At 66.1% G+C, this 21,956-nt stretch carries 19 protein-coding genes, 1 tRNA gene and 1 riboswitch; of the genes, 7 read left to right on the forward strand and 13 right to left on the reverse strand.

Going from position 1 to position 21,956, the window contains the following annotated elements:
* The 3 genes from C0R46_RS18295 to C0R46_RS18305 form a co-directional block, all read right to left on the reverse strand.
* Window positions 1-1,465, reverse strand: a 1,465-nt coding sequence (locus tag C0R46_RS18295) for a methyl-accepting chemotaxis protein (RefSeq protein WP_157944687.1), incomplete at its 3' end; no start/stop codon positions are given.
* 225 nt (window positions 1,466-1,690) lie between these two features.
* The gene (locus C0R46_RS18300) at window positions 1,691-3,349 is read right to left on the reverse strand and encodes a lysine--tRNA ligase (RefSeq protein ID WP_102961119.1); all 1,659 of its coding nucleotides are present in this window, start codon (window positions 3,347-3,349) and stop codon (window positions 1,691-1,693) included.
* A gap of 182 nt (window positions 3,350-3,531) precedes the next feature.
* Entirely contained in the window at window positions 3,532-4,389 is an 858-nt protein-coding gene (locus C0R46_RS18305) for a transporter substrate-binding domain-containing protein (RefSeq protein WP_102961120.1), read from the reverse strand.
* Window positions 4,390-4,490: 101 nt separating this feature from the next.
* On the opposite strand from C0R46_RS18305, the gene C0R46_RS18310 reads away from it, so the two are divergent.
* Window positions 4,491-6,491, forward strand: coding sequence for a glycosyltransferase (locus C0R46_RS18310; RefSeq protein ID WP_102961121.1), 2,001 nt, complete (start codon window positions 4,491-4,493; stop codon window positions 6,489-6,491).
* A gap of 431 nt (window positions 6,492-6,922) precedes the next feature.
* On the opposite strand, the gene C0R46_RS18315 is transcribed toward C0R46_RS18310, so the two are convergent.
* Window positions 6,923-7,186, reverse strand: coding sequence for a DUF2934 domain-containing protein (locus tag C0R46_RS18315; protein ID WP_245413669.1), 264 nt, complete (start codon window positions 7,184-7,186; stop codon window positions 6,923-6,925).
* 55 nt (window positions 7,187-7,241) lie between these two features.
* Between C0R46_RS18315 and C0R46_RS21190 the strand changes: the two genes are divergently transcribed.
* Together C0R46_RS21190 and C0R46_RS18325 are read left to right on the forward strand one after the other, a co-directional pair.
* A complete protein-coding gene (locus C0R46_RS21190) occupies window positions 7,242-8,027 on the forward strand; it encodes a hypothetical protein (RefSeq protein WP_245413670.1) in 786 nt (261 codons plus the stop codon).
* Window positions 8,028-8,191: 164 nt separating this feature from the next.
* A complete protein-coding gene (locus C0R46_RS18325; protein ID WP_102961123.1) occupies window positions 8,192-8,896 on the forward strand; it encodes a hypothetical protein in 705 nt (234 codons plus the stop codon).
* Between the two features lie 16 nt (window positions 8,897-8,912).
* Here C0R46_RS18325 and C0R46_RS18330 read toward each other — a convergent pair whose 3' ends face one another.
* Window positions 8,913-9,974: a mechanosensitive ion channel family protein gene (locus C0R46_RS18330; protein WP_102961124.1), complete on the reverse strand. Its 1,062-nt coding sequence runs from the start codon at window positions 9,972-9,974 to the stop codon at window positions 8,913-8,915.
* A gap of 276 nt (window positions 9,975-10,250) precedes the next feature.
* On the opposite strand from C0R46_RS18330, the gene C0R46_RS18335 reads away from it, so the two are divergent.
* The gene (locus C0R46_RS18335; protein WP_245413671.1) at window positions 10,251-12,530 is read left to right on the forward strand and encodes a putative bifunctional diguanylate cyclase/phosphodiesterase; all 2,280 of its coding nucleotides are present in this window, start codon (window positions 10,251-10,253) and stop codon (window positions 12,528-12,530) included.
* A gap of 100 nt (window positions 12,531-12,630) precedes the next feature.
* Here the strand turns inward: C0R46_RS18335 and C0R46_RS18340 are convergent, their stop codons facing one another.
* Window positions 12,631-13,065, reverse strand: coding sequence for a winged helix-turn-helix transcriptional regulator (locus tag C0R46_RS18340; protein WP_198598398.1), 435 nt, complete (start codon window positions 13,063-13,065; stop codon window positions 12,631-12,633).
* A 102-nt stretch (window positions 13,066-13,167) separates the two neighbouring features.
* Here C0R46_RS18340 and C0R46_RS18345 point away from each other — a divergent pair, with 102 nt between their 5' ends.
* Window positions 13,168-14,181, forward strand: a complete 1,014-nt coding sequence (locus tag C0R46_RS18345; RefSeq protein WP_102961125.1) for a zinc-binding alcohol dehydrogenase family protein — start codon at window positions 13,168-13,170, stop codon at window positions 14,179-14,181.
* Between the two features lie 116 nt (window positions 14,182-14,297).
* On the opposite strand, the gene C0R46_RS18350 is transcribed toward C0R46_RS18345, so the two are convergent.
* The 3 genes from C0R46_RS18350 to C0R46_RS18360 form a co-directional block, all read right to left on the reverse strand.
* A tRNA-Gly gene (locus C0R46_RS18350) sits at window positions 14,298-14,372 on the reverse strand.
* A gap of 179 nt (window positions 14,373-14,551) precedes the next feature.
* A complete protein-coding gene (locus tag C0R46_RS18355) occupies window positions 14,552-14,833 on the reverse strand; it encodes a hypothetical protein (protein ID WP_102961126.1) in 282 nt (93 codons plus the stop codon).
* A gap of 125 nt (window positions 14,834-14,958) precedes the next feature.
* Complete coding sequence (locus tag C0R46_RS18360) at window positions 14,959-16,041, reverse strand: 2'-deoxycytidine 5'-triphosphate deaminase (RefSeq protein ID WP_102961127.1); 1,083 nt, start codon at window positions 16,039-16,041, stop codon at window positions 14,959-14,961.
* Window positions 16,042-16,386: 345 nt separating this feature from the next.
* Window positions 16,387-16,464: riboswitch (SAM riboswitch) on the forward strand.
* Window positions 16,465-16,530: 66 nt separating this feature from the next.
* Here C0R46_RS18360 and C0R46_RS18365 point away from each other — a divergent pair.
* Entirely contained in the window at window positions 16,531-17,727 is a 1,197-nt protein-coding gene (locus C0R46_RS18365; RefSeq protein WP_102961128.1) for an O-succinylhomoserine sulfhydrylase, read from the forward strand.
* A gap of 19 nt (window positions 17,728-17,746) precedes the next feature.
* Here C0R46_RS18365 and C0R46_RS18370 read toward each other — a convergent pair whose 3' ends face one another.
* Complete coding sequence (locus C0R46_RS18370; RefSeq protein ID WP_102961129.1) at window positions 17,747-18,352, reverse strand: CDP-alcohol phosphatidyltransferase family protein; 606 nt, start codon at window positions 18,350-18,352, stop codon at window positions 17,747-17,749.
* Between the two features lie 87 nt (window positions 18,353-18,439).
* Between C0R46_RS18370 and apaG the strand changes: the two genes are divergently transcribed.
* Window positions 18,440-18,832, forward strand: coding sequence for a Co2+/Mg2+ efflux protein ApaG (gene apaG, locus C0R46_RS18375; protein WP_102961130.1), 393 nt, complete (start codon window positions 18,440-18,442; stop codon window positions 18,830-18,832).
* Window positions 18,833-18,922: 90 nt separating this feature from the next.
* On the opposite strand, the gene C0R46_RS18380 is transcribed toward apaG, so the two are convergent.
* From C0R46_RS18380 to argF, 3 genes are all read right to left on the reverse strand, one after another.
* On the reverse strand, window positions 18,923-19,873 hold the full coding sequence (locus tag C0R46_RS18380) for a D-alanyl-D-alanine carboxypeptidase family protein (protein ID WP_102961131.1): 951 nt from the start codon (window positions 19,871-19,873) through the stop codon (window positions 18,923-18,925).
* A gap of 155 nt (window positions 19,874-20,028) precedes the next feature.
* Window positions 20,029-21,027 (reverse strand): Hsp33 family molecular chaperone, encoded by a 999-nt coding sequence (locus C0R46_RS18385; protein WP_102961132.1) that lies wholly within the window; start codon window positions 21,025-21,027, stop codon window positions 20,029-20,031.
* Window positions 21,020-21,946, reverse strand: a complete 927-nt coding sequence (argF, locus tag C0R46_RS18390) for an ornithine carbamoyltransferase (RefSeq protein WP_102961133.1) — start codon at window positions 21,944-21,946, stop codon at window positions 21,020-21,022. The genes C0R46_RS18385 and argF overlap by 8 nt, the downstream gene beginning before the upstream one ends.
* Window positions 21,947-21,956 lie beyond the last annotated feature (10 nt).

The following is a 21,956-nucleotide window of genomic DNA, read 5'->3' on the forward strand; positions in this document are numbered from 1 at the left end:
CCGCGCTGGTGACTTCGGACAGGGCCGCCACCGTCTCTTCCAGGCTTGCGGCCTGCTGCTCGGTGCGCTGGGCGAGGTCGTTTGAGGCGACCGTGATCTCGGCAAGACCGGTGCGGATGGCGCCGATCGAGTTCACCACCGAGCCGACCGTGTCCTCCAGCTTGCCGATGGACGAGTTGAACAGGCCGCGGACACCTTCATAGTCGCTGGAGAACGGCTTATCGAGCCGCGCTGTCAGATCGCCGTTGGAGACGCGCTCGAAGCCGTTCGTCATCTCGCTCATGAAGAAGTGATGCGCCTTGACGTATTCCTGGCCTTCGATCTCCTGCCGCCGGCGCTGCTCTTCCTTTTCCGCTTCGCGGGCTGCGGCTTCCGCCTGCAGGCGCTCACGCTCGATGGCCGCGTCCTTGAAGACCTCGACGGCCTTGCCCATCGCGCCGATCTCATCGGGGCGATCCTTGCCGGCAACTTCGATCGTCAGGTCGCCAGCGGCCAGACGGTTCATCGTCGTGGTGATCTGGCGGAGCGCTCCGGCCAGGGCCCGCGCGAAGACAAGGAAGCCGACCAGCGACAGAAGCGACACGACGAGCGCGCCGATCACCATCTCCGCCAGAGCTCTCTGACCCGCCGCAGTCATCTCCGTGACGTCGGAGGCAAGCTCGAGAACGCCGACCTTGGTGCCGGAGAAGTCGACCAGCGGCATGCCGGTCACGGCGTAGTGCTTGTCATCGGCATCGACAGCGCCGTCGAAGGTCTTGCCGTCAAAGACGCTCTGCAGCTCCTCAGGCGTGAGGAAGTTGCCGGTCTTGGACGTCGTCGACTGCGTCTCGAAGCCGTCGGCGGTCTTGATGTGGATGCCGATATTGGCGTTGATGCTGCCCGCGAGCCGCGAGAAGTAATCTTCGGTCAGCATGGTGCCGACATCAGCAACGCCGACGATAACGCCGTCCTTACGGACGGGAGCGGTGGCAAAGACGCTGAGAGCGGTCCGGCCAGGCTCGATGCCGGCGGACAGGTTGCCGTCGCGCAGCGTGCTGACGATCGTCTTACGCCGCTGGGTCATGTCGTCACCGAATTTCTCCGGCGTATGCATGCGCGCAACCGCCGTACCCTTTGCATCGGCGAAGGTCATGAGCTGGAGGTCGCCCTTCTCCTTGATCGCCGGCAGGCTTTGGCTGTAGCGCCGGATGAGTTCGTCGCGGTTGCCGGTGAGGATCAGGTCGGGCATTTCAGGCTCGCCGGCAACGGCGAGGGCGAGCGCAGAGGCAGCCCGCTTCTGCGCATCGATATCGGCCGTGATCACGGCGAGATCGCTTTTCAGCTCAGTCTGCAGCGACTGGTCGATCATACCGCTTTGGCGGTACCAGGCCTGAGCACCGATAGCGGCACTCGCGAACAAGACGGCGGCAAAGCCGTACAATGCTATGCGGATCCAAAGCGGTCGACGGACCTTCACGTCTGCCATTGCAGCCCCCTGCTAACGCAACACCACTATCGGAGCGCGTGTCGCACAAGACAGCAGACGTCCCGACAGATTGCTGCCACAATACCCGCGGGGAGTTGACTATTGGCTAATATACAATCTTTCGTATGTATTCATTGAGCCACCCGGCGCCACCCGTGACTCTCAGGCAGGTCCAGGCAGGTCTGCGTCGACGGTGTGCAGCATGCTGCCATGCCAACATGAAGATTAGCTGAGACGTCCGTCCAGCGCGTCCCGGATCAGCGCACGCGTCGCGCCGATCCCGTAGAGCGCGACAAAGGAGCCGAAGCGCGGGCCGCGCTCCTGCCCGATAAGGATCTGATACAGCGCCTGGAACCACTCGCCGGAGACTCCTGGTCCGCCATCAGGTCCCTTCTTCTTCAGGTCCTGGTAGCGCTCGATCGGCCGGGCGACATCGAGAACGGCATTCTGCACCGTATCGCCATCGGCATCCTCAGGCAGCGATGCGAGGCGCGCCTCCAGATCTTCGAGCGCTGCCCTCTCAACATCGTCGGGCGCGCGGAAGCGCTTGGCCGGCCGCACGAAATCCTCGAAATAGCGCAGCGCATAACCAACAAGCCGGTCGAGTTCCGGGTCGCTCGCCGGCGTCACGGCCGGCGCGTAGCGGGTGATGAAACCCCAGAGGGTCTGCGCATTCGCGGCATTCGATGCCGAGACGAGGTTCAAGAGCATCGCAAAAGGCACTGCGATCGCCGTCTGCGGCGGCTTGCCGCCGTGGATGTGCCAGACCGGGTTCTGCAGCTGCTGCGCCAGTTCCTGCCGGCCATAGGCCGCGATGAAGCTGTAGTAGTCGTCGACGGCCTTCGGAATGACGTCGAAATGCAGCTTCTTGGCCGCCCGCGGCTTGCCGAACATGTAGAAGGCCAGGCTCTCCGGCGAGGCATAGGTCAGCCACTCGTCGATGGTGAGGCCGTTGCCCTTCGACTTGGAGATCTTCTGACCGCGATCATCGAGGAAGAGCTCGTAGTTGAAGCCCTCCGGCGGCATCGCACCGAGCGCCCGGCAGATCTTCGACGACAGCGTGACGGAATCGATGAGATCCTTGCCCGCCATCTCGTAATGCACGCCAAGTGCGGTCCAGCGGAGCGCCCAGTCGGCCTTCCACTGGCACTTGACGGCGCCGCCCGTCACGCTGGTCTCGACCCGCTCGCCGGTATCCGGGTCAATATAGGCGATCAGTCCGCGCTGAGGGTCACGCTCCACCATCGGCACCTGCAGCACGATGCCGGTGCGGGGCGAGACGGGCAGGAAAGGCGAATAGGTGGCGCGACGATCAGGGCCGAGGGTCGGCAGGATGATGTCCATCACCTCATCATAGACCGCCAGCATCTTCAGCAGCGTTTCGTCGAAGCGTCCCGAGACGTAGTAGTCGGTGGCCGAGGCGAATTCGTAGTCGAAGCCGAAACGGTCGAGGAAGGCCCGCAGCCTTGCATTGTTGGCGGCGCCGAAGGACGGATATTCGTTGGAGAACGGGTCGGGCACGCGGCTCAGTGGCTTGCCGAGATGGCTCGCCATCATGTCGCGGTTCGGCACGTTGTCCGGCACCTTGCGCAAACCATCCATGTCGTCGGAGAAGCACAGAAGGCGCGTTCGCACCGTGTCGCCGGTGAGCACTCGGAAGGCATGGCGCACCATCGAGGTTCGCGCCACCTCGCCAAAGGTTCCGATGTGCGGCAGGCCGGACGGGCCATAGCCGGTCTCGAAGAGAACCTCCTGCGGCGTCCCCGCTGCCGCAAAACGCGCGACGAGCTTGCGCGCCTCCTCGAACGGCCAGGCGCCCGATCGCGCCGCTTCCTCCTGGAGGGCCGCATCGACGATCAAAGGCTGCGCAGGCGATGCGGGCATGTCATTCCTCGTTTGGCTGGACGTGCGGCAGCGGCAACGCAGGCAAAACCCGGCCATGCAGCGGCGGCACGGCCCCACCGTCTATGGGGGTCATGCCGCCCCGTCAACACGACTGCCGGCCGCAGACGATCGCGGCCGACCGGCTCCAGGGTGCCGCGCGCACGCCGCGACTCCTTGCAGGCTCAGAACGGGCTGACGGGGAAATAGCGCAGCATCAGCTCCGAGAAGCGGTGCTTTGCGACGATCTGACCAAGCGCATAGTCAAGCGCGCGGACGAGTTCGGCATCACTCCGCCCGACTGCGATGGCGAGCCCTTCGCCGAGGAAGCGGTCGGAGAGATACGGACCGCCGGCGAAGGCACAACAGCTCGCGGCCGCGTCGCTCTCCAGCCAGAAGGACAGGCCGACGCCGTCGCCGAAGACGGTCTCCACGGTCCCGGACTTCAAGGCATCCAGCGCCTGCCCCTGGTCCTTGAACGGGACCACCTTCGCGGCCGGGAAGAAGGCCGCGAGCATCGCGGCATGCGCACTGCCCTCGACGACACCTACGGCCCTGCCCCGCATCTCGGCTAGTGCATCATCGGGAAGCGGCCGGTCTCGGCGCATGACGAAACGTGCGGGAAAGCGGAAATACGACCCAGTGAAGCCGAATTTCGACCGGTTGGCCGCAGTCACGGAAAGGCCGGCGATGATCGCTTCGGCGTCGCCGCGCTCCAATCTCGACGCCAGCTCGGCAAAGGGAACGGCTTCGATCTGGCAGCGCTCCAGGACGCCGAGCTCCTCGCACAGCAGCCGAGCGAGGTCGACATTGAAGCCGCCGAGCTTCCCGCGTGAGTCCAGAAAATTGAAGGGCGGGAAATCCGTCGTCGTCAGGAACCGCACCCGCTGGCGCTCTCCGAGCGTCGGGCGTGCCATGCGCTGGTGCTGGTCCCAGAAGTTGATCCCGCCGGCCTGATCGGCCGCCGCGGCAGCCGAAGCGCCGAGCGCACCGATGAACGCCCCGACGACCAGGATCAACCAGAGCGGGATTCTGACTACCATAGGTTCGTTTCCTGCCGAGGGATTCCCGCGGAAGATGCCATTGCCTGAAAGCCTCATCCGCAGTTGCATCATCAGCGATCGTCTTACGAGGCGCCGTTCTGTTGCCCACGCTTCTCGACGACTTTCCCGTCGAACGGATCGGCCGTTCTTATGATCGTTCAGGAAACGAAAGCAAAGGCGATTCCAAGGCATCACCGGGGCAGATCGTCCGTCTGGTCTCGGCCGTCGATACCGCGCTGCGTCTCGCCTCCGTCGAGCCCTGGATCTACGCCGCAGCACGCGATCGGGCTCGGCGGCTTGGAACCGACGCCGCCAGCGAGCTCGTTGCAGCCGGCATCGTCTCGCGCGGGCGCCTGGCGGCGGCGATGGCGGCGAGCCTCGGCCTTCCACGCGGCGCGATCCTGCCTGAGGACACTGTCATCGGCGATGTTCCATCTGGACCGGTCCGGCTGGTGAAAACCTGCGACGCAGGGCTCGTGACGCGGATCTTCGTCGATCCGCTGCTGGAAACGCTGGATGCGGCAGCCGAGCTGCTCGACCGCCATCCGAACCTGCGCGGCCAGACCTTCGTTGCGACCGCCCGGGAGATCTCGGCGGCGCTCGGCGCCCGCAGCCGCGTCGACCGTGCGCAATCGGCCCGTCTCAGCCTTTCGGCAGACGAGCCGCTCGCGTCTGCACGCAGCACTTTGACCGGCACTCAAGGTCTCGTTCTCGGCTGCGGAGGCACCATCCTCGCGGTGGCGCTCCTGTCCGGCTCGGTCGCCGCCGGCCTGTTCCTCCACGTCGCGGCGTCGATCCTGTTCTTCGGCACGACGATGCTGCGCCTGCTGGCGCGACTGCACCTGAAGCGTCGTCCCGCCGTCCCGATCACCACTGACGCCGGCAGCAGCGAAAAGCTGCCGTTCTATTCTGTGGTGGTTGCGTTGCATCGCGAGGAGAGTGTCGTGCCGACACTGGTTGCCGCGCTCTCCCTTCTCGAATGGCCGGTGTCGAGGATCGAGATCAAGCTTGTCTGCGAGGCGGACGACGCAGGCACGATCCGAGCTGTGCGTCACGCGATCGCCGGGCGAGCGCAGTTCGAGGTCGTCGCCGTTCCGCCGTCGGAACCGCGTACCAAGCCGAAAGCGTTGAATTACGCGCTGCCGCTGACGCGCGGCGAACTCCTCGTTCTCTATGACGCGGAGGACATACCGCACCCAACCCAGTTGCGGGAGGCGCATGCGCGCTTTCAGCAGTCCGACGAGCGCCTTGCCTGTCTGCAGGCGCCGCTCACCATCCACAATGCCGGGAAGAGCTGGCTCTCGGACATGTTCGCGCTGGAGTACGCGGCGCTGTTCCGTGGGCTGCTGCCGCTCCTCGCCGACCAGGCGCTGCCGATGCCGCTCGGCGGCACGTCGAACCACTTCCGCCGAGCCGCGCTCGTCGCGGTGGGCGGCTGGGACTCCCACAATGTCACCGAGGATGCCGATCTCGGCATGCGGCTCTACCGGCGCGGCTATCGCTGCGGCACGATCACCGCGCCCACTTATGAGGAAGCGCCGCATCGGTGGCGCATCTGGCGCAATCAGCGCACGCGCTGGATGAAGGGCTGGATGCAGACCTACTGCGTTCACATGCGCCAACCCGTCCGCCTGTGGCAGGAGCTTGGAGCCAAGGCCTTCGTCACGTTTCAGCTGCTGTTTTTCGGGATGATCGCGTCGAGCATGGCACACCCGTTCTTCCTCGGCCTGTCCGGCTGGACGATCTGGACGATGGCGACGGAGGGCGCGCCGAACCTTCTGATGACCGCGCTGCTGGTCCTCGACCTTGTCAATGTCGTCCTTGGCTATGCAGCAACAGCGATGCTCATCAGGACTGTCCTGAAGCCGCGAGAACGGACCGGCCTCGGGTTGCGCCTGCTCGGGCTTTATCCCTATTGGCTGCTGCTCAGCTTCGCCGCCTTCAGGGCGGCGCTGCAGCTCCTTCATGCGCCGCATCGTTGGGAGAAGACGCCACATGGCGGCGACGCCGCATCGGCAGCGCGCCGGCACGATGCCGGCTCGCAGGACCTGGCGCCGCTGGACGCCGGCCATTCCCTGGAGGCGCGGCCGGCATTGGGATGACTGGGCCGATAGCTCGCCACGCCAACGCCGCAGGGGACGGACGCAGAGCAGGCCATACCGCGGCCCGGATATGCGGCACGACTGGTCCGATTGCTGATGACCTGCCGATCGGCTCTCGCGCTTATGCGCTGGCGGCTTGCGCCTGCGCACCTTCGTCGGCAAGCCGATCACCCGATCGCGGACCATCATGAGGTCGCAGCCGTCGTGCATCAGTGGGCTGCAAGGATGCCCCATCCTCCAGATGTGTTGGAGCGTGCCCGCGCTGCGTCGAAATCGACGCCCGCTCCGGTGGCAGACCATGATCGATCTCGAGACCGGCAACGCTTGCGGAACTGTCAGCCTTCCCGGCTGTTGGCCCGATCGATGTCTGTCCGCCGACGCCGCGGCCCGGCGCAATGTCACTCATCATACCGCCTTCCGCATCCGCACGATCAGGGACCGTCATGGCGGATCTTCTTGGCATCAGTCGCCTCGGCGCCATCCAGCCGCTCTGGATCACGGGGCGCGCTCTCGCCGTCCTGAATCTGGCGGAACTGCCGCTCTATATCCCGCGCAGCCTCCGCCCAATGCTCATGTTCGCGTCCGCTCGGCCGGCCTTCACGCTCCCAGATTTCATAAGCGCGATCCCGCACGGCGGCATCGTCATCAATCGTGCGTCCATCCAACATCACTAATCCTCCCATCCAGTACCTCAACGAGCGAAGCCGCCGGAGAGTTCAGGGATTCGATGAATAATGTAACGATTGTCAGATGGCGGACATCCTGCAACTGCCCTGCAGCAGCGGGCATGAAGAGCGGCGGTGCAGAAAACTGTCGTTTTGCTTGGAACCGGTGTTCGCGGAACGGGTTTCGTTACGGGTGCCAAACAAGGATAAAAGGATAGTCGGGATGAAACGATCTTCCATTCTCCTCGCAGGCAGTGCGTTCCTCTCCATCAGCGCAGCACCGGCGCTTGCCGACTGCAACGCCGATCTTCAGGCGATGTCTGCTGACACGACCACCACATCCTCCACGGATGCGGGCGGCGCGGCCGCCAGCGGCGGCACGACGACGCAGTATGACGCGTCCGGCAAAGAGACCAAGACCGACGCCAGCGGCCAGCAAATCGCAACCAGCAGCAGCGTCTCCAAGGATGGATCGACGGCGCCGCTACAGGAGACTGCGGGCGCGACGGCCGGTAACACTGCCGGGACAGGCACGGCCTCCGGCACGACGGCTGGCTCAGGCGCCGGAACGGCGACCGCCAGTGCTTCGGGCGGCACGACGACCGAAGGGGGCACGACCTCCGGCGGCGCCGTCAGCAAGGATGGCTCCACGATGCCGCTTGCCAATGCCGAGGGCGGCGGTGACGTCAATGTGGCGACATCCAGCCAGGACGCACAGGCTCAGCAATCCGGGCAGATGACCGCGGCAGCCGCGCAGAAGCCCGAGGTGATGGCCGCGCTCGACAAGGCTCGCACCGCGCTCTCGTCCGGCGACGAAGCCGCTTGCCAGGCTGCCTTGCAGGAGGCCAAGCGCCTTTCGAGCGGCAGCTGATCCACGGCTGCCTGCCTTCAATCGCGGCTCGAAGGCTGCGGCGGATCCCATTCAGCATGGCCGGGCATTCGTCCCCGGCCATGCTGTCATTGAAGTCTATCATCCCTAGCCTGTCGGTATCGTCTCGATGGCGCGGCTGACCGAGGCCGCGTAACATCGCGGCCATGGCGGACGAGACCGGGAAGGCGGAGAGCTATGAGCCGATCGCAGCTCGGCTGGCTGCGTTCGGTCTATGCCTGCGCGGCGGTTTTCGGCCCGACGCAGAAGAAGCTCTACCGCCGATGCCGGACGGCTCAGCGCCGGCGACACTGCTGCTCGTCGGAAATGCAGGCCCCGACCTGTGGCGCGTCTTCACGACCTCGCCCGAATTCGACGACGGACACTCCGACGCGCTCGACCGATGGTCGCAGCGTGTACTCACGTCAATCGCCGAAGCGATCGGCGCTGCGGCCTACTTCCCGTTCGGCGGGCCGCCACACCTGCCCTTCCAGCAATGGGCGAAGCGGTCCGAACCTTTACACCCGTCGCCGCTGGGCCTGCTGATTCACCCACGCTTTGGTCTCTGGCACGCCTATCGCGGTGCTCTCGCCCTCGGTCACGCGGTCGATCTGCCACCATGCCCGCCGTTGCCGAGCCCATGTGAGAGCTGCCGCGGCCGGCCATGTCTGACCGCCTGCCCGGTGGGGGCGTTCACAGGTGCGGGCTATGACGTCGGGCGCTGCCGCGCCTATGCGCGCGGGCCTGAGGGCGAGGGCTGCCGCAGCGGCGGCTGCAGGGCACGCCTGGCGTGCCCCTTCGGGCAAGACGCCGCGTACGGCTCCGAGCAGATGGCGTTCCACATGCGCGCCTTCCTTGAGGCGGCACAGTGACGCCCGGCGTCAGACTCTAGTCAGCCTCTGTCTTGGCACTCCGATCGTATTCGGTTTCAACCGTGCGCGCCGGCCGGGGCTGCGTCTCGCCCGGCCTGGCCGGCCAACCCTCGCGCTGGCGGCCGCGCACGCCGTCGAATTCATCCGTCTGATCGTGCAGCAGCACCATCCGCGTGGGGAACGGCATGTCGATGCCGGCCTCGTCGAGCCCGTGCTTGATCGCTTCCAGCAGCGCGGCCTGAACATGCACCACGTCGGTGCGCTTGGAATGGGTCCACCAGCGCACCCGCAGCGTGATGGCCGAGTCCGACAGGTCCCACACCAGCACCTCGGCCTTGGGACTGTTCTCGATCCCCTCCGTAGCCGCAACGGCCGCGAGGATCACCTCGCGTGCCCGCTGGATGCTGTCGCCATAGCCGATGCCGACGTCATATTGCGACCGGCGCGTCGGGCGGGCTGTGTTGACCGTCACGGCATTGGAATAGACGTCGGCGTTGGGAATGATCGCACGCCGGCCGTCATAGGTTGCGATGATCGTCGCCCGCGTCTCGATCCATTCGACAGTCCCCTCATAGCCGTTGACCACGATCTGGTCGCCGACGCGGAACGGCTGCTGGATCAGGATGAGCAGGCCGGCCAGCCAGTTCTGCAGAATGTCCTTGAAGGCGAATCCGATCGCCACCGAACCGATGCCGAGCCCGGCGAGAAGGTCCCCTGGATTAAGTGACGGGATGACGATGGTCAGGGCGAGCAGCAGGCCGAACAGCAGGATCAGCCATTTCAGGAATGATCCCAGTACCGCACCAAGATTGGAGCGGTCGTGCTTTTCCGCCCATCGGCTGAAGCTGCGCTCCACAAGCCAGGCGATAGCAAAGGCGATCGCGAACAGGATCACCGCAACGATGATGTTCGGCAGCAGGCGCTGGAAGCCGACCACCCAGGCTTCGATCTTTGACAGGATGAAGCCGGAATCGATGCGCACGGCCTGATCCACCGTATCAGGCGCCGTCGCTGCCAGCTTGTCGACGGCCTGCGCCTCGCTCGCGGCTTCGTTGGTCTGGGCATAGGCTTCGAACATGGCAGGCGCTCGTCACTCGGGCGCGGGCATATATGGGCGCGTAGCGGCGTGGCCAGCGTTGCCGGTGGCGCGCGGGCGCTCGGCCACGTGATGCCGGTTGTCCGACGCGGCACGCGTGGTCCGCCGCCTGAGGGCACCTGGCCACCTCGGCGCCTGTTGATCGATGCAGACGCCCGCTTCGGCAGCAGCTCACACGAAGTTGTTCGGTGCGATTCACATGTTCCTTAGAGGTTGGATGATCTTCTGCCGTCGACCCCGGCTTGTGGCGCCCCCTTGATGAATACCGACGATCTCACCGCTGGCAGAATAAGGCTTCGCCAGCTGCAGGCGGTGGATGATGTCGTTCCGGCGACGATGACCGCGAATATCGGTTGCTCCGCGGCGCTCGTTGCGCTGCTGCTGGATCATGGCCCCGGCGTGCTGATCGGCTGGTTCGTGCTGATCGCCATAATGTCGGGCTGGCGTCTGACGGCGGCTCTGCGGGTACGGCAGGCTGTTCCCATGACAGCCTCCACGCGAGCCATCCGGCGCAGCATCATCCAGGCCGGCGTCATGGCGGTGTTCTTCACCAGCGTTCCCGCCTGGCTGCTGACGCAAACGTCGGGCGTCGCCTATGCCATTGTCGTCTGCTTCATCACCGGCCTCCTCTGGGCCGGTGGGCTTGTGCTTTCGGCCATCTCCAGAGCCGCGGCCGTCTACATCACGCTGACTGTCGCGATCACCATCTGCGGCATCCTCGTCGATGGCATGACCCCCTATCACCTGTTCCTGGCGTTCCTCTTCATCGTCGGCGGCGGAACGGCGCTGCGGAGCGCCGTGCGTACATCCCACACCTTTGTCGCCGCGCAGCTCCAGCAGATCGCCATGGAGCGTCAGAGCGACGTCATCGGCGTGCTTCTCAAGGACTACGAAGAGCAGGCCAGCGACTGGCTGTGGGAGACCGACGGAGAGCTGCACTACAGGAACGTCTCCGACCGCTTCGTGGAGGCTCTTGGCCGGCCGCATTCCGAGATCGAAGGGATTGCGTTCGGAGCGCTCTGCGTGGACGAGAGCTCCGCCGACAATGCGCAGATGCGACGCGCCATTCGCGAGCAGGCCGAGCAACGCCGGACATTCCGCGACCTCGTCATCGCGTTCAAGATCGACGGAGAGAGGTGCTGGTGGTCGTTCTCCGGCCGGCCGACCTATGACGAAGCCGGGCGCTTCCTCGGCTATCGCGGTGTCTGTTCGGACGTCTCGACCGCCAAACGCGCCGAGCTGCGCCTCGAGCACCTTGCCCATCACGATGCGCTGACGGACCTTCCCAACCGGATGCTGTTCTCGCGCCTGCTGAGCCAGGCCCTGGAGCCGCAATCTGCGTCGCAACTGGCGCTCCTCAGCCTCGACCTCGACGGTTTCAAGGCCGTGAATGACCGGCACGGACATCCGATCGGCGATCTCCTCCTGGTCGAGGTTTCGCAGCGACTGCGCTCGTGCCTGTGCGCCGCGGACCATGCGGCGCGTTTCGGCGGCGACGAGTTCATCGTGCTGCATTACGGTGCCACGAGCATTGCCGCCATCGAGACGCTCGCAACCTGCATCATTGAGACGTTGAAGGCGCCGTTCCACATCGACGGTATCGAAGCGTCCATCGGCGTCAGCATCGGCATCGCCCTGGGGCCGCAGGACGGCAATACCGCGGAGATGCTTCTCAAGAATGTCGACGCGGCGCTCTACCGGGCGAAAGCCGATGGCCGGGGCCTGTTCCGCTTCTTCTCGGCCGAGATGGACGGAAAGCTACAGGATCGCCGCCGCATCATCCAGGATCTGCGACTGGCGATCGCGCGAAACGAATTCGTCCTGCACTATCAGCCGTTCGTTGACTCCCAGTCGGAGACTGTGACGGGCTGCGAAGCCCTGCTGCGCTGGCAGCACCCCGAGCGTGGTCTCATCCAGCCTGGCGAGTTCATCACGCTGGCGGAGGAGAGCGGACTGATCGTCGAGATCGGCGACTGGGTGCTACGCGAAGCCTGCCGCGAGGCCGCGACATGGCCATCGGACCTGCGCGTATCCGTCAATGTCTCGGCCCTGCAGTTCGGACGCGGCCGCTTGCCACGGACGATCCTGTCGGCACTGGCGGAGACCGGCCTCCTCCCCTCGCGGTTGGAGATCGAGGTCACGGAAGCGGTGCTGATCGACGACGCCACCGCAGCGCTCGACCTGCTCCGCCAGATCCGCGCGCTTGGGGTGCGCGTCGCGCTGGACGACTTCGGGACGGGCTACTCCTCGCTCAGCTATCTCCGCAGCTTCCCCTTCGACAAGATCAAGATCGACAAGTCGTTCGTCAATGATCTCGCCGTGCGGCAGGACACGCAGCTCATCGTGCGCGCGATCCGCGACATCGCCCAGGGGCTCGGCATGTCGATCACGGCCGAGGGCGTCGAAACGGCCGAGCAGGCCGATCATCTTCGGGGAACAGGCTGCCAGGAGCTGCAGGGCTACCTCTATGCCCGGCCGCAGCCAGCGGACGAACTGCCCTTCATCGCTCCGGGGGAGCCGCTGGCACTGACGGCCTGAGGGAGCAACCCGACGACCGCTGCATCGGCGTGACCACGCCGGCTGCGGCACGCCTCTTCCCGTCCCTCCGTCAGGCGACCGACGCTGTGGCCCGAGGTGTTCAGGCGGAAACGAGGTCCGCCTTTTCCGCGCCTGCGGCCATGACGGTGGATGCCGCTGCACCGGTAGGCTCCGCCGGCTCGCCCGAAAGTGGCTTGCCGTAGAGGCCGAGATTGGCGTCGCCCCAGGCTTTCAGCGCCAGCAGGATCGGCTCCATGCTGCGGCCGAGCGGTGACAGGCTGTACTCCACCTTTGGCGGCACCTGCGCATAGACGCGGCGCTCGACCAGCCCGTCCGCCTCCAGCTCGCGCAGCTGGTTGGTCAGCATGCGCGGCGTCACACTCGCCACTTGCCGCTTGATCTCGCCGAAGCGCAGCGTGCCCGACAGAAGATGGAACAGGATCACCGACTTCCACTTGCCGTCGATCAGCCCGACAGCGGCTTCCACCGAGCAGCCCGGGCTGCAGTCGAAGCGTGAAAAACGGGCCTTGGCCATGGTGGTATCCCTCTTGATACTACTGGCTGAATTTGTGCGTATTGCCGCCGGGCGACGATAGAGGCAGTTTGCGCCTCTATCAACGTTACAGGAGCGAACCCCATGAAGGCTATCGGCTACAGGACACCCGGCGCCATCGAGCGCGCCGACGCGCTGGCCGATATCGAGCTGCCCCGCCCGGTGCCCGCCGGGCGCGATCTCCTCGTTCAGGTCGACGCCATCTCGGTGAACCCGGTCGACACGAAGGTCCGGCGCAGCGCCACACCGCCAGACGGCGACTGGAAGGTGCTCGGCTGGGACGCCGTCGGCCGGGTAGTCCAAGTCGGCGAGGCTGTCACCGGCTTCAAGGCGGGCGATAAGGTGTTCTATGCAGGCTCGATCACGCGGGCCGGCGCCAACAGCGAGTTTCATCTCGTCGACGAGCGCATCGTCGGGCACAAGCCCGCATCACTGTCGGATGCCGAGGCGGCGGCGCTGCCGCTGACCGCCCTCACCGCCTGGGAGATGCTGTTCGACCGGCTCGGCGTGGAAAAGCCAGTGCCGGGCGCGGCAAAGGCGATCCTGATCGTCGGCGGCGCCGGCGGCGTCGGCTCCATCGCCATCCAGCTCGCGCGCGCGCTGACCGACCTCACCGTCATCGCCACGGCCTCGCGGCCGGAAACGAAGGCCTGGGTGACCGAGCTCGGCGCCCATCACGTCCTCGACCACTCGCAGCCGCTGGCGGCGCAGGTGGCAAGCCTCGGGCTCGGCGCGCCTGCCTTCGTGTTCTCGACCACCGAAACGCAACGGCACCTGACCGAGATCGTCGAGCTGATCGCGCCGCAGGGCCGCTTCGGCCTGATCGACGATCCGGATGCGCTCGATATCCGTCCCTTCAAGCGCAAGGCCGTCTCGATCCATTGGGAGCTGATGTTCACCCGCGCCATTTTCGAGACGGCCGACATGGCCGAGCAGGGCCGCATCCTGAACGAGGTGGCAAGGCTCGTCGACGCCGGCCGGATCCGCACGACGGTGACGGAACGGCTGGCACCGATCAACGCGGCCAACCTGAAGCAGGCTCATGCGCTCCTGGAGAGCGGCCGGGCCAGAGGCAAGATCGTGCTCGAAGGCTTCTGAGGCGGCGAGCCGCTCCTGTGGACACAGGCGGAGCTGGCAGCGTGCGGAGGATCGTGCGCTGCCCGCTTTGGCGCGAACCAGTCGCGTGCCGAGATGCCGTGGGCCAAGGAAAAGGCTGGAGCGGGCGATGGGGATCGAACCCACGACATCCAGCTTGGGAAGCTGGCGTTCTACCGCTGAACTACACCCGCGCTCGGTAAAACCCCTACAGAACAAGGCGTCTCAGCGCAAGATGCACGGCGGGCAGGCCGTTCTTGCCGGACACGAAATGCTGATGGCCCAGGCCTCATGGAGCGCGTCTCAGACGCGTGACGGACGCCGCCGGCCGTGTGTCCGTCCCTGCCACCGCCCCGACAGCGGCTTGCCTAGATTAATCGCCGGACGCGTAAAGCAGCGCGATATCGCGGTGATGAAGCTTGCAGGCTGCGCCTTCGGACTTCACGACAGCGCGCTTCGGCGGAAGGACGATGATGCATCCATTGGCGAAGCCGTACTGCCTGTCGCCATTTGCCAGCCTCTTCTGCACCGGTACCTCGTCCATCGGACGCTGCTCGGTGGCGGCTTCTGGCGCAGGCGCCGGGGCGGGCTCGGACGCCACGCAGGCGCCGAGCATCAGAACACAGGGCAGGCTCAGGAGGAGATGCAATTTCATCCATACGGCTCTTCATCGTTGCGAGGAGCCCGAACGGACGGGACTGCGATGGCGGTTTTGAGATCGCGTCCTGCGACGAGGCGCGCTCGCCTGTCGTGATCGACGACAGATATCGCCTCGGCCTCTCAGGCGAAGTGCTTGGAGAGCTTCAGCCCCTGCGCCTGATAGTTGGAGTTGAGCGCCGAGCCATAGAGCCGGTCGGGCAGGCTCGCCATCCGCTCATAGACGAGACGCCCGACGATCTGTCCGTCCTCCAGGATGAACGGCACCTCGTGGCTGCGCACTTCCAAGACCGCGCGGCTGCCGCGACCGCCGGCCGGCGAATGGCCGAAGCCAGGATCGAAGAAGCCGGCGTAGTGGACGCGGAACTCCCCAACCAGCGGGTCGAAGGGCGTCATCTCCGCTGCGAAGGCCGGCGGCACATGCACGGCTTCCTTCGAAACGAGGATGTAGAATTCGTCAGGATCGAGCACCAGTTCGCCCTCGCCGGCGCGATGGATCGGCTCCCAGAAGTCCGCCACACGCTGAGCGCCGCGCTTGTCGACGTCGACGACACCGGTGTGGCGCTTGCCGCGATAGCCGACAAGGCCGCTGGCATCCCCGCTGAGATCGATCGAAAGCGCGATGCCGCCGCCGGAGATATCCGCCTCGCCACTGCTGACAAGGTTCTCGCGCTCGTGCAGTTCGCCGAGCTCGGCGCCGGAGAGCTGCGCCTCGCCGGTGCGGAAGCGGATCTGGCTGAGCCGGGAACCCTCGCGCACCACGATCGGGAAGGTTCGCGGGCTGATCTCCAGGAAGAGCGGGCCGTCATAGCCTGCCGCCACCTTGTCGAATTCACGGCCGCCGTCGGTGATGACGCGGGTGAAGATGTCGAGGCGTCCGGTGGAGGACTTCGGGTTGGCGGCGGCCCGCACATCGGCCGGCAGCCGCAGCGTCTCGATCAGGGGAACGATGTAGACGCAGCCCGTTTCCAGCACCGAGCCGACGGACAGGTCGATTTCATGCAGTGAGAAGCGCGCCAGTTGCTGCCGCACCGATCGGCCCGGACCCGGCAGGAAGCTGGCGCGGACACGGAAGGCCTTGGGTCCCAGCCTCAGGTCGAGGCTAGCCGGCTGGATCTGATCGGGATCGAGGGGCCGCGGCGCGACAATCGCGCCAGACTGGAACAGGCTCGCAATCTCGCGATCCGGCAGTATGCCACCCGTCATATTCAGCACGCCCTACACAAACTGGGAGAGGCTTTAGAGCCTTTCAGGGTCAAGTGGAAGCGTTCTGCCGGCGGGAATTCGGGATCAGGGTCGAGGGGTTCGGTGAAGGTCGTAGCGGGGCTACGGCCGAGCCGGAGCCCGATGGAATTGGCCCGAATTCACCCGGCCCTAAAGGGTTTCCCGCTGGCGGGCGCCCGGTTCGTCCAGCCGCTTGGCCGATGGACGCCCATCGACCGGCGCGTCTCTCCTGCCGGATCGCCTCGCCAGCGGAGAAACAGAACGGGTTCCACTTGGCCCTGAAAGGCTCTTGCAGAAGATTGACCTGAGTCCACCTGGGGTCTAAGCAACCGGGATCGTGGTGATTTGGCCGGCCGGCTTGCAGCCACGTTAAACAAGTCGCTAAAGGGCCGTTCCAGCAGCGGATCGTCCGTGGACCGGCCTCTGGCGCGACGCCGCGGCCGGCAGTCCGCATGGTTGGAGACCGATATCATGACGAAGCCGAACTCAGATGGCCGCGCGCTGCGTCCCGCCACCACCATGGTTCACGGCGGCACGATGCGCTCGCAGTTCGGCGAGACGTCCGAGGCGCTCTTCCTGACGCAAGGGTTCGTCTACGACACGGCAGAGGCGGCCGAAGCGCGCTTCAAGGGCGAGGAGCCCGGCTTCATCTATTCGCGCTACGCCAATCCGACGACCCGCATGTTCGAGGAGCGAATGATGGCGCTGGAAGGCGCCGGCGATGCCAGGGCCACCGCCTCCGGCATGGCCGCCGTCGCCTGCGTGCTGCAATGCGCGGTCAAGGCCGGCGACCACGTGGTTGCGGCGCGCGCGCTGTTCGGCTCCTGCCTCTACATCATCGAGACGGTGCTCGCCCGCGCCGGCGTGACCGCAACGCTCGTCGACGGTCGCGATCTCGACCAGTGGCGCGCGGCGGTGCGCCCGGAGACCAAGCTCTTCTTCATGGAGACACCGACCAATCCGACGCTCGAGGTGATCGACGTCGCGGCGGTGGCTGAGATCGCCCACGCCGCCGGTGCGATCCTCGTCGTCGACAACGTGTTCGCGACGCCGATGCTGCAGCGACCGCTGGCGCTCGGCGCCGACGTCGTCGTCTATTCCGCCACCAAGCACATTGATGGCCAGGGCCGCTGTCTCGGCGGCATCGTCCTCTCCTCGGAGGAGTGGATCGCGGAGAACCTGCACGACTTCTTCCGCCACACCGGCCCGTCGCTGTCGCCCTTCAATGCCTGGACGCTGCTGAAGGGCCTGGAGACGCTGCCGATCCGGGTGAAGGCGCAGATGGAAAGCGCCGGCCGCATCGCCGATCACCTGGCCGGCTCGAACAAGATCGCCCGGGTGATCTATCCCGGCCGGCCGGACCATCCGGATGCTGCCATCATCGCCAAACAGATGCAGGGCGGCTCGACGTTGGTCGCCTTCGAGGTCAAGGGTGGCAAGGAAGCGGCCTTCCGCTTCTCCAATGCGCTGGAGATCGTCAAGATCTCCAACAATCTTGGCGATGCCAAGAGCCTCATCACCCACCCCGCGACGACAACGCACAAGAACCTCACCGAGGAAGCGCGGGCGCGTCTCGGCATCGATGCGGGGCTGCTGCGCCTGTCGACCGGGCTGGAGGACTGCGACGACCTGATCGAGGACATCGAGCGGGCGCTCGCCGCGGTCTGACCGCAAGAAGAACGGGCGTTCAGCCGAAGGTCCGGATCGCCAGTGCGATCCGGGCCGCGCAGGTCCAGACGCACATCGCGGTGAAGACTGCGGCGAGCACCGGAAAATGCGCCGGGAACAGGCAGGCGAGCACAAAGACGAGAAGCGTCTCGCTCCCTTCGGCGAGCCCGGTGGTGAAGTAGAAGGATTTCGGCCCGCGCGGCGAAGCGCTCAATCGGCGTTTCTCGGCCATGACAGCGAAGGCAAGGAAGCTCGCGCAGTTGGCATAGAAGCTCGTCAAGAGCATCGCTGCCGGCAAGGCGTTGCGGTCGGGATCAAGCACGGCGAAGGCAAGCGGGATCGCGCCGTAGAAGATGTAGTCGAAGACGATGTCGAGATAGCCGCCGAGGTCGGTCGGCCCACGGCGCCGTGCCAGCGCACCGTCGAGCCCGTCGGCGAGGCGCGAGAGAAGAATGAGCACCAGGCCGGCCAGCAGCCAGCCGGATGCGATCGACCCCGCGGCGGCGAGCCCGAGCGCCAACCCGCCGGCGGTGACGGCATTGGCTGAAATTCTCCGGCGGTCCAATGTCGAGGCGAGCGCCGCCAGCGCAGGATCGATCCGCCGTTTCAGAACACCGTCCAGCATATAAGCCGCCTTCCCTGCCGCGCGTTGACCGCCGCATCATCTGCCGCGATAACAGGGCCAACCCCGCGCTGAGCCGGACCAGGACCCATGTACAAGGCGACGACGCGCAACATCACAGTGACGGTCACCCCGTCCTTTCTGGAAGAGCAGTCGCAGCCGGAGGACGGGCGCTGGGTCTGGGCCTACACTGTCGAGATCGACAATGGCAGCCGCGATACCGTGCAGTTGCGCTCGCGCTACTGGCAGATCACCGATGCGCAGGGCCATGTCGAAGAGGTTGAGGGTGCCGGCGTCGTCGGCGAGCAGCCGATCCTGTCACCCGGCGACAGCTTCACCTACACATCGGGCTGCCCGCTGCGGACGTCCTCCGGCATCATGCGCGGGCACTACCGGATGCAGAAGCCGGATGGCAGCACCTTCACCGTCGAAATCCCGGCCTTTTCGCTCGACGTGCCGGCGCGCCAGCGCGTCCTCAACTGAGTGGCAGCCGGCGTCGCCCTTATCAACTCAGCGGCGACAGGGCGGCCGTCTGAGACGAAGCAAGACGGTCTGCCGGCCGCACCACCGGCTTCAGAAGGTCTCGGTCTCGTCGCCTGGCAGTAGCGGCGCCGCCATTGGTGATGCGGCTGTCACGGTGCCGCCGAGATAGCGGTCGATCAGCTGCGTCGCATAGGCATCGCGTGCCCGGCCGGTGACCCCGCCCATCACCACGACGATGATGCTGCGTCCGCCACGGCGCGCCGAGGCCACGAGGTGGAAGCCGGAATCGCGGATATAGCCGGTCTTCATGCCGTCGACGCCTTCGACCCTGCCGAGCAGCTTGTTGGTGGCCTTGAAGGTGCGGCCGCCATACTGGAACGACGTGACGCTGAAGAACGGCAGGAACTGCGGAAAGCGGCTGCGCAGCGCCCGGGCGAGGATCGCCATGTCGTGGGCGGTGGAGATCTGGCGCGGATCCGGCAGACCCGACGGATTGACGAACTGCGTGCGCATCATGCCGAGCTGGCGTGCCTTGGCGGTCATCCGCACGGCGAAGGCCTGTTCCGAGCCGCCGAGGTTTTCCGCAATCGCTGTCGCGACATCGTTGGCGGAGCGCACCGCAACGGCCTGGATGGCATCGCGCACCCGCAGCCGCGTGCCGGCCTTGGCACCGAGCTTCGAAGGCGGCTTGGATGCCGCGTTCTCGGAGATCAAGAGGTCGCCGTCGAGCGAGGCGCGGCCGCTCGCGATCGCCTCGAAGAGCAGATAGAGCGTCATCATCTTGGTCAGCGACGCTGGGTAGCGCAGTGCGTCGGCATTCTCGGCAAACAGCGTCGCGCCGTTCGTTGCATCGACCACGTAGGTCGCGGGCGCCCTCACCTCCGGCTGGCCCACGAGCGGCGGATAAGGACGGGTGCTCGAGGAGAGGCCGGCGGAGGTCAGCTCCGTCGACTGGCAGGCAGCGAGCGCCACACAAAGCGCGACCGACAGCAGGCGACTGGCCTTCGACAGAAGCGATCGGCCCGATGAAGTGCTTGTCATCGTTGGCAGTCTCCGGTGCTACCGCGCTTGTCCGCAGCCGATCAGGCGGAGCGGAGAGCCGCGCGCGGCCCTTCGCCCAATCCAGTAGAGCTGGTTCTGGCTGCTGAAGGTTCTAGCCGCAAGGTCCTTAGCAAAGCTTGCGGCGGGTGGTCGCGTCAGCTCTTGGCGAATTCGGCGGGATCGAACTCGTAATGTTCGCTGCAGAATTCGCAGGTCACGGCGATACGGCCATCCTCGATGCTGTCGGCGATCTCCTCGGCGGAGAAGCTCGACAGCACCTCCTTGATCTTGTCGCGTGAGCAGGAGCAGTCGTCCTCCACGCGGTTCGCGGGGAAGACGCGCACGCCGCGCTCATGGAACAGGCGAAAGAGCAGCCGCTCCACACCGACATCCGGGTCGGCAAGTTCGGAGGGTTCGACGGTGTCGACCAGCGCACGCACCTCCAGCCAGGCATCGTCCGGCTCCAGCGCCAATCCCTCGCCCAGATGCGCCGGTGCATCGCCGCCCGGAAGGTCCGGCAGGCGCATGCGTTCCGGTGCATCGGGGAGGAACTGCGCGATCATCCCGCCGGCGCGCCAGCCCTCCTGGAAGCCGCCGCCCTCGGCGCGGCGCGCAATGCGTGCCACGGCTAGCTTGACCGTCGTCGGGATCTGCTCGGATTGGCGGAAATAGGCTTCCGCGACGTCTTCCATCGACCCGCCGCTGAGTTCCACGATGCCCTGGTAGCGCTGCATATGGGCGCCCTGATCGACCGTGAAGGCCATAACGCCGGTGCCCAGCAAATCCTGCGAGGAGACGCGCCCGGCCGCACTCGCTTCCGCCAGCCGGTCCGCATCGAACCTGGCATAGGCGCGCACGGCGGACGGCGTCGCGAAGTCAACGACGAGGAGGTCCACCGGACCGTTCGTCTTCGTCTGCGCGATGAACTTGCCGTCGAACTTCAGCGATGTTCCGAGCAGCACGGTCAGCACGATCATCTCGGCGAGTAGCCGCGAGACCGGCTCTGGATAGGCGTGCCGGTCGAGAATGTGGTCGAGCATGGTGCCGAGCTGCACCGCCCGGCCGCGCGCATCCAGCGCCTCCACCGCGAACGGCACCACCGCATCGTCGCCGGCGAAATCGAACTCGCCGAGGACCGGCTGCAGATCAGCCATGGGCAGGCACCTCGCCGAAGCACCAGGCAAGGATGGATTTCTGGGCGTGGAGCCGGTTCTCAGCCTCGTCGAAGACGACGGACTGCGGACCGTCGATCACGGCGTCGGTGACCTCCTCGCCGCGATGGGCCGGAAGACAATGCATGAAGAGCGCCTCGGGCTTGGCATGACGCATCAGGCGTTCGTTGACCTGATACGGCATGAAGACGTTGTGGCCGCGCGCGGTCGACTCGCGGCCCATGGACACCCAGGTGTCGGTCACGACGCAATCGGCGCCGGTGACCGCCTCAACCGGGTCGCCGGTAAGTAGGATCGAGGCCCCGTCCTTGCGAGCCCGGGCGACGTGGCGCATGTCCGGCTCGGAGCCTTCGGGCGTTGCGATGCGAAGCGCAAAGCCGAACCGGGCCGATGCCTCGACCAGCGAGGCCAGCACGTTGTTGCCGTCGCCGCTCCAGGCGAAGGTCTTTCCGGCCAGTGGTCCGCGCTTCTCCTCGAAGGTGAGGAGATCGGCCATGATCTGGCAGGGATGCGTCTCGTCGGTCAGCCCGTTGATCACCGGCACGGTGGCATATTCGGCGAGCTCGCTGAGGCGGCTATGCGCCGTGGTGCGGATCATGATCGCATCGACGAAGCGCGACAGGACGCGCGCCGTATCCGCGATCGTCTCGCTGCGGCCGAGCTGCATCTCGGTGCCGGAGAGGAACAGCGTCTCGCCGCCGAGCTGGCGCATGGCGACGTCGAAGGAGACGCGGGTGCGCGTCGAGGGCTTCTCGAAGATCATCGCGAGAACCCGTCCCTCCAGGGGGCGTGGTCCGGCCCTGCCGGCCGCCTTGCGGGCGAGGGCATCGCTCATGATCGCCCGCAGCTCGCCGGGCTCCAGCGCGGCGATGTCGAGGAAGTGCTTGGGACCAGCCGTCATCGAACCGTCC

Origin of the sequence: Mangrovicella endophytica (assembly GCF_002893625.1) — a bacterium.
GTDB classification, from domain to species: Bacteria; Pseudomonadota; Alphaproteobacteria; order Rhizobiales; family Rhizobiaceae; genus Mangrovicella; species Mangrovicella endophytica.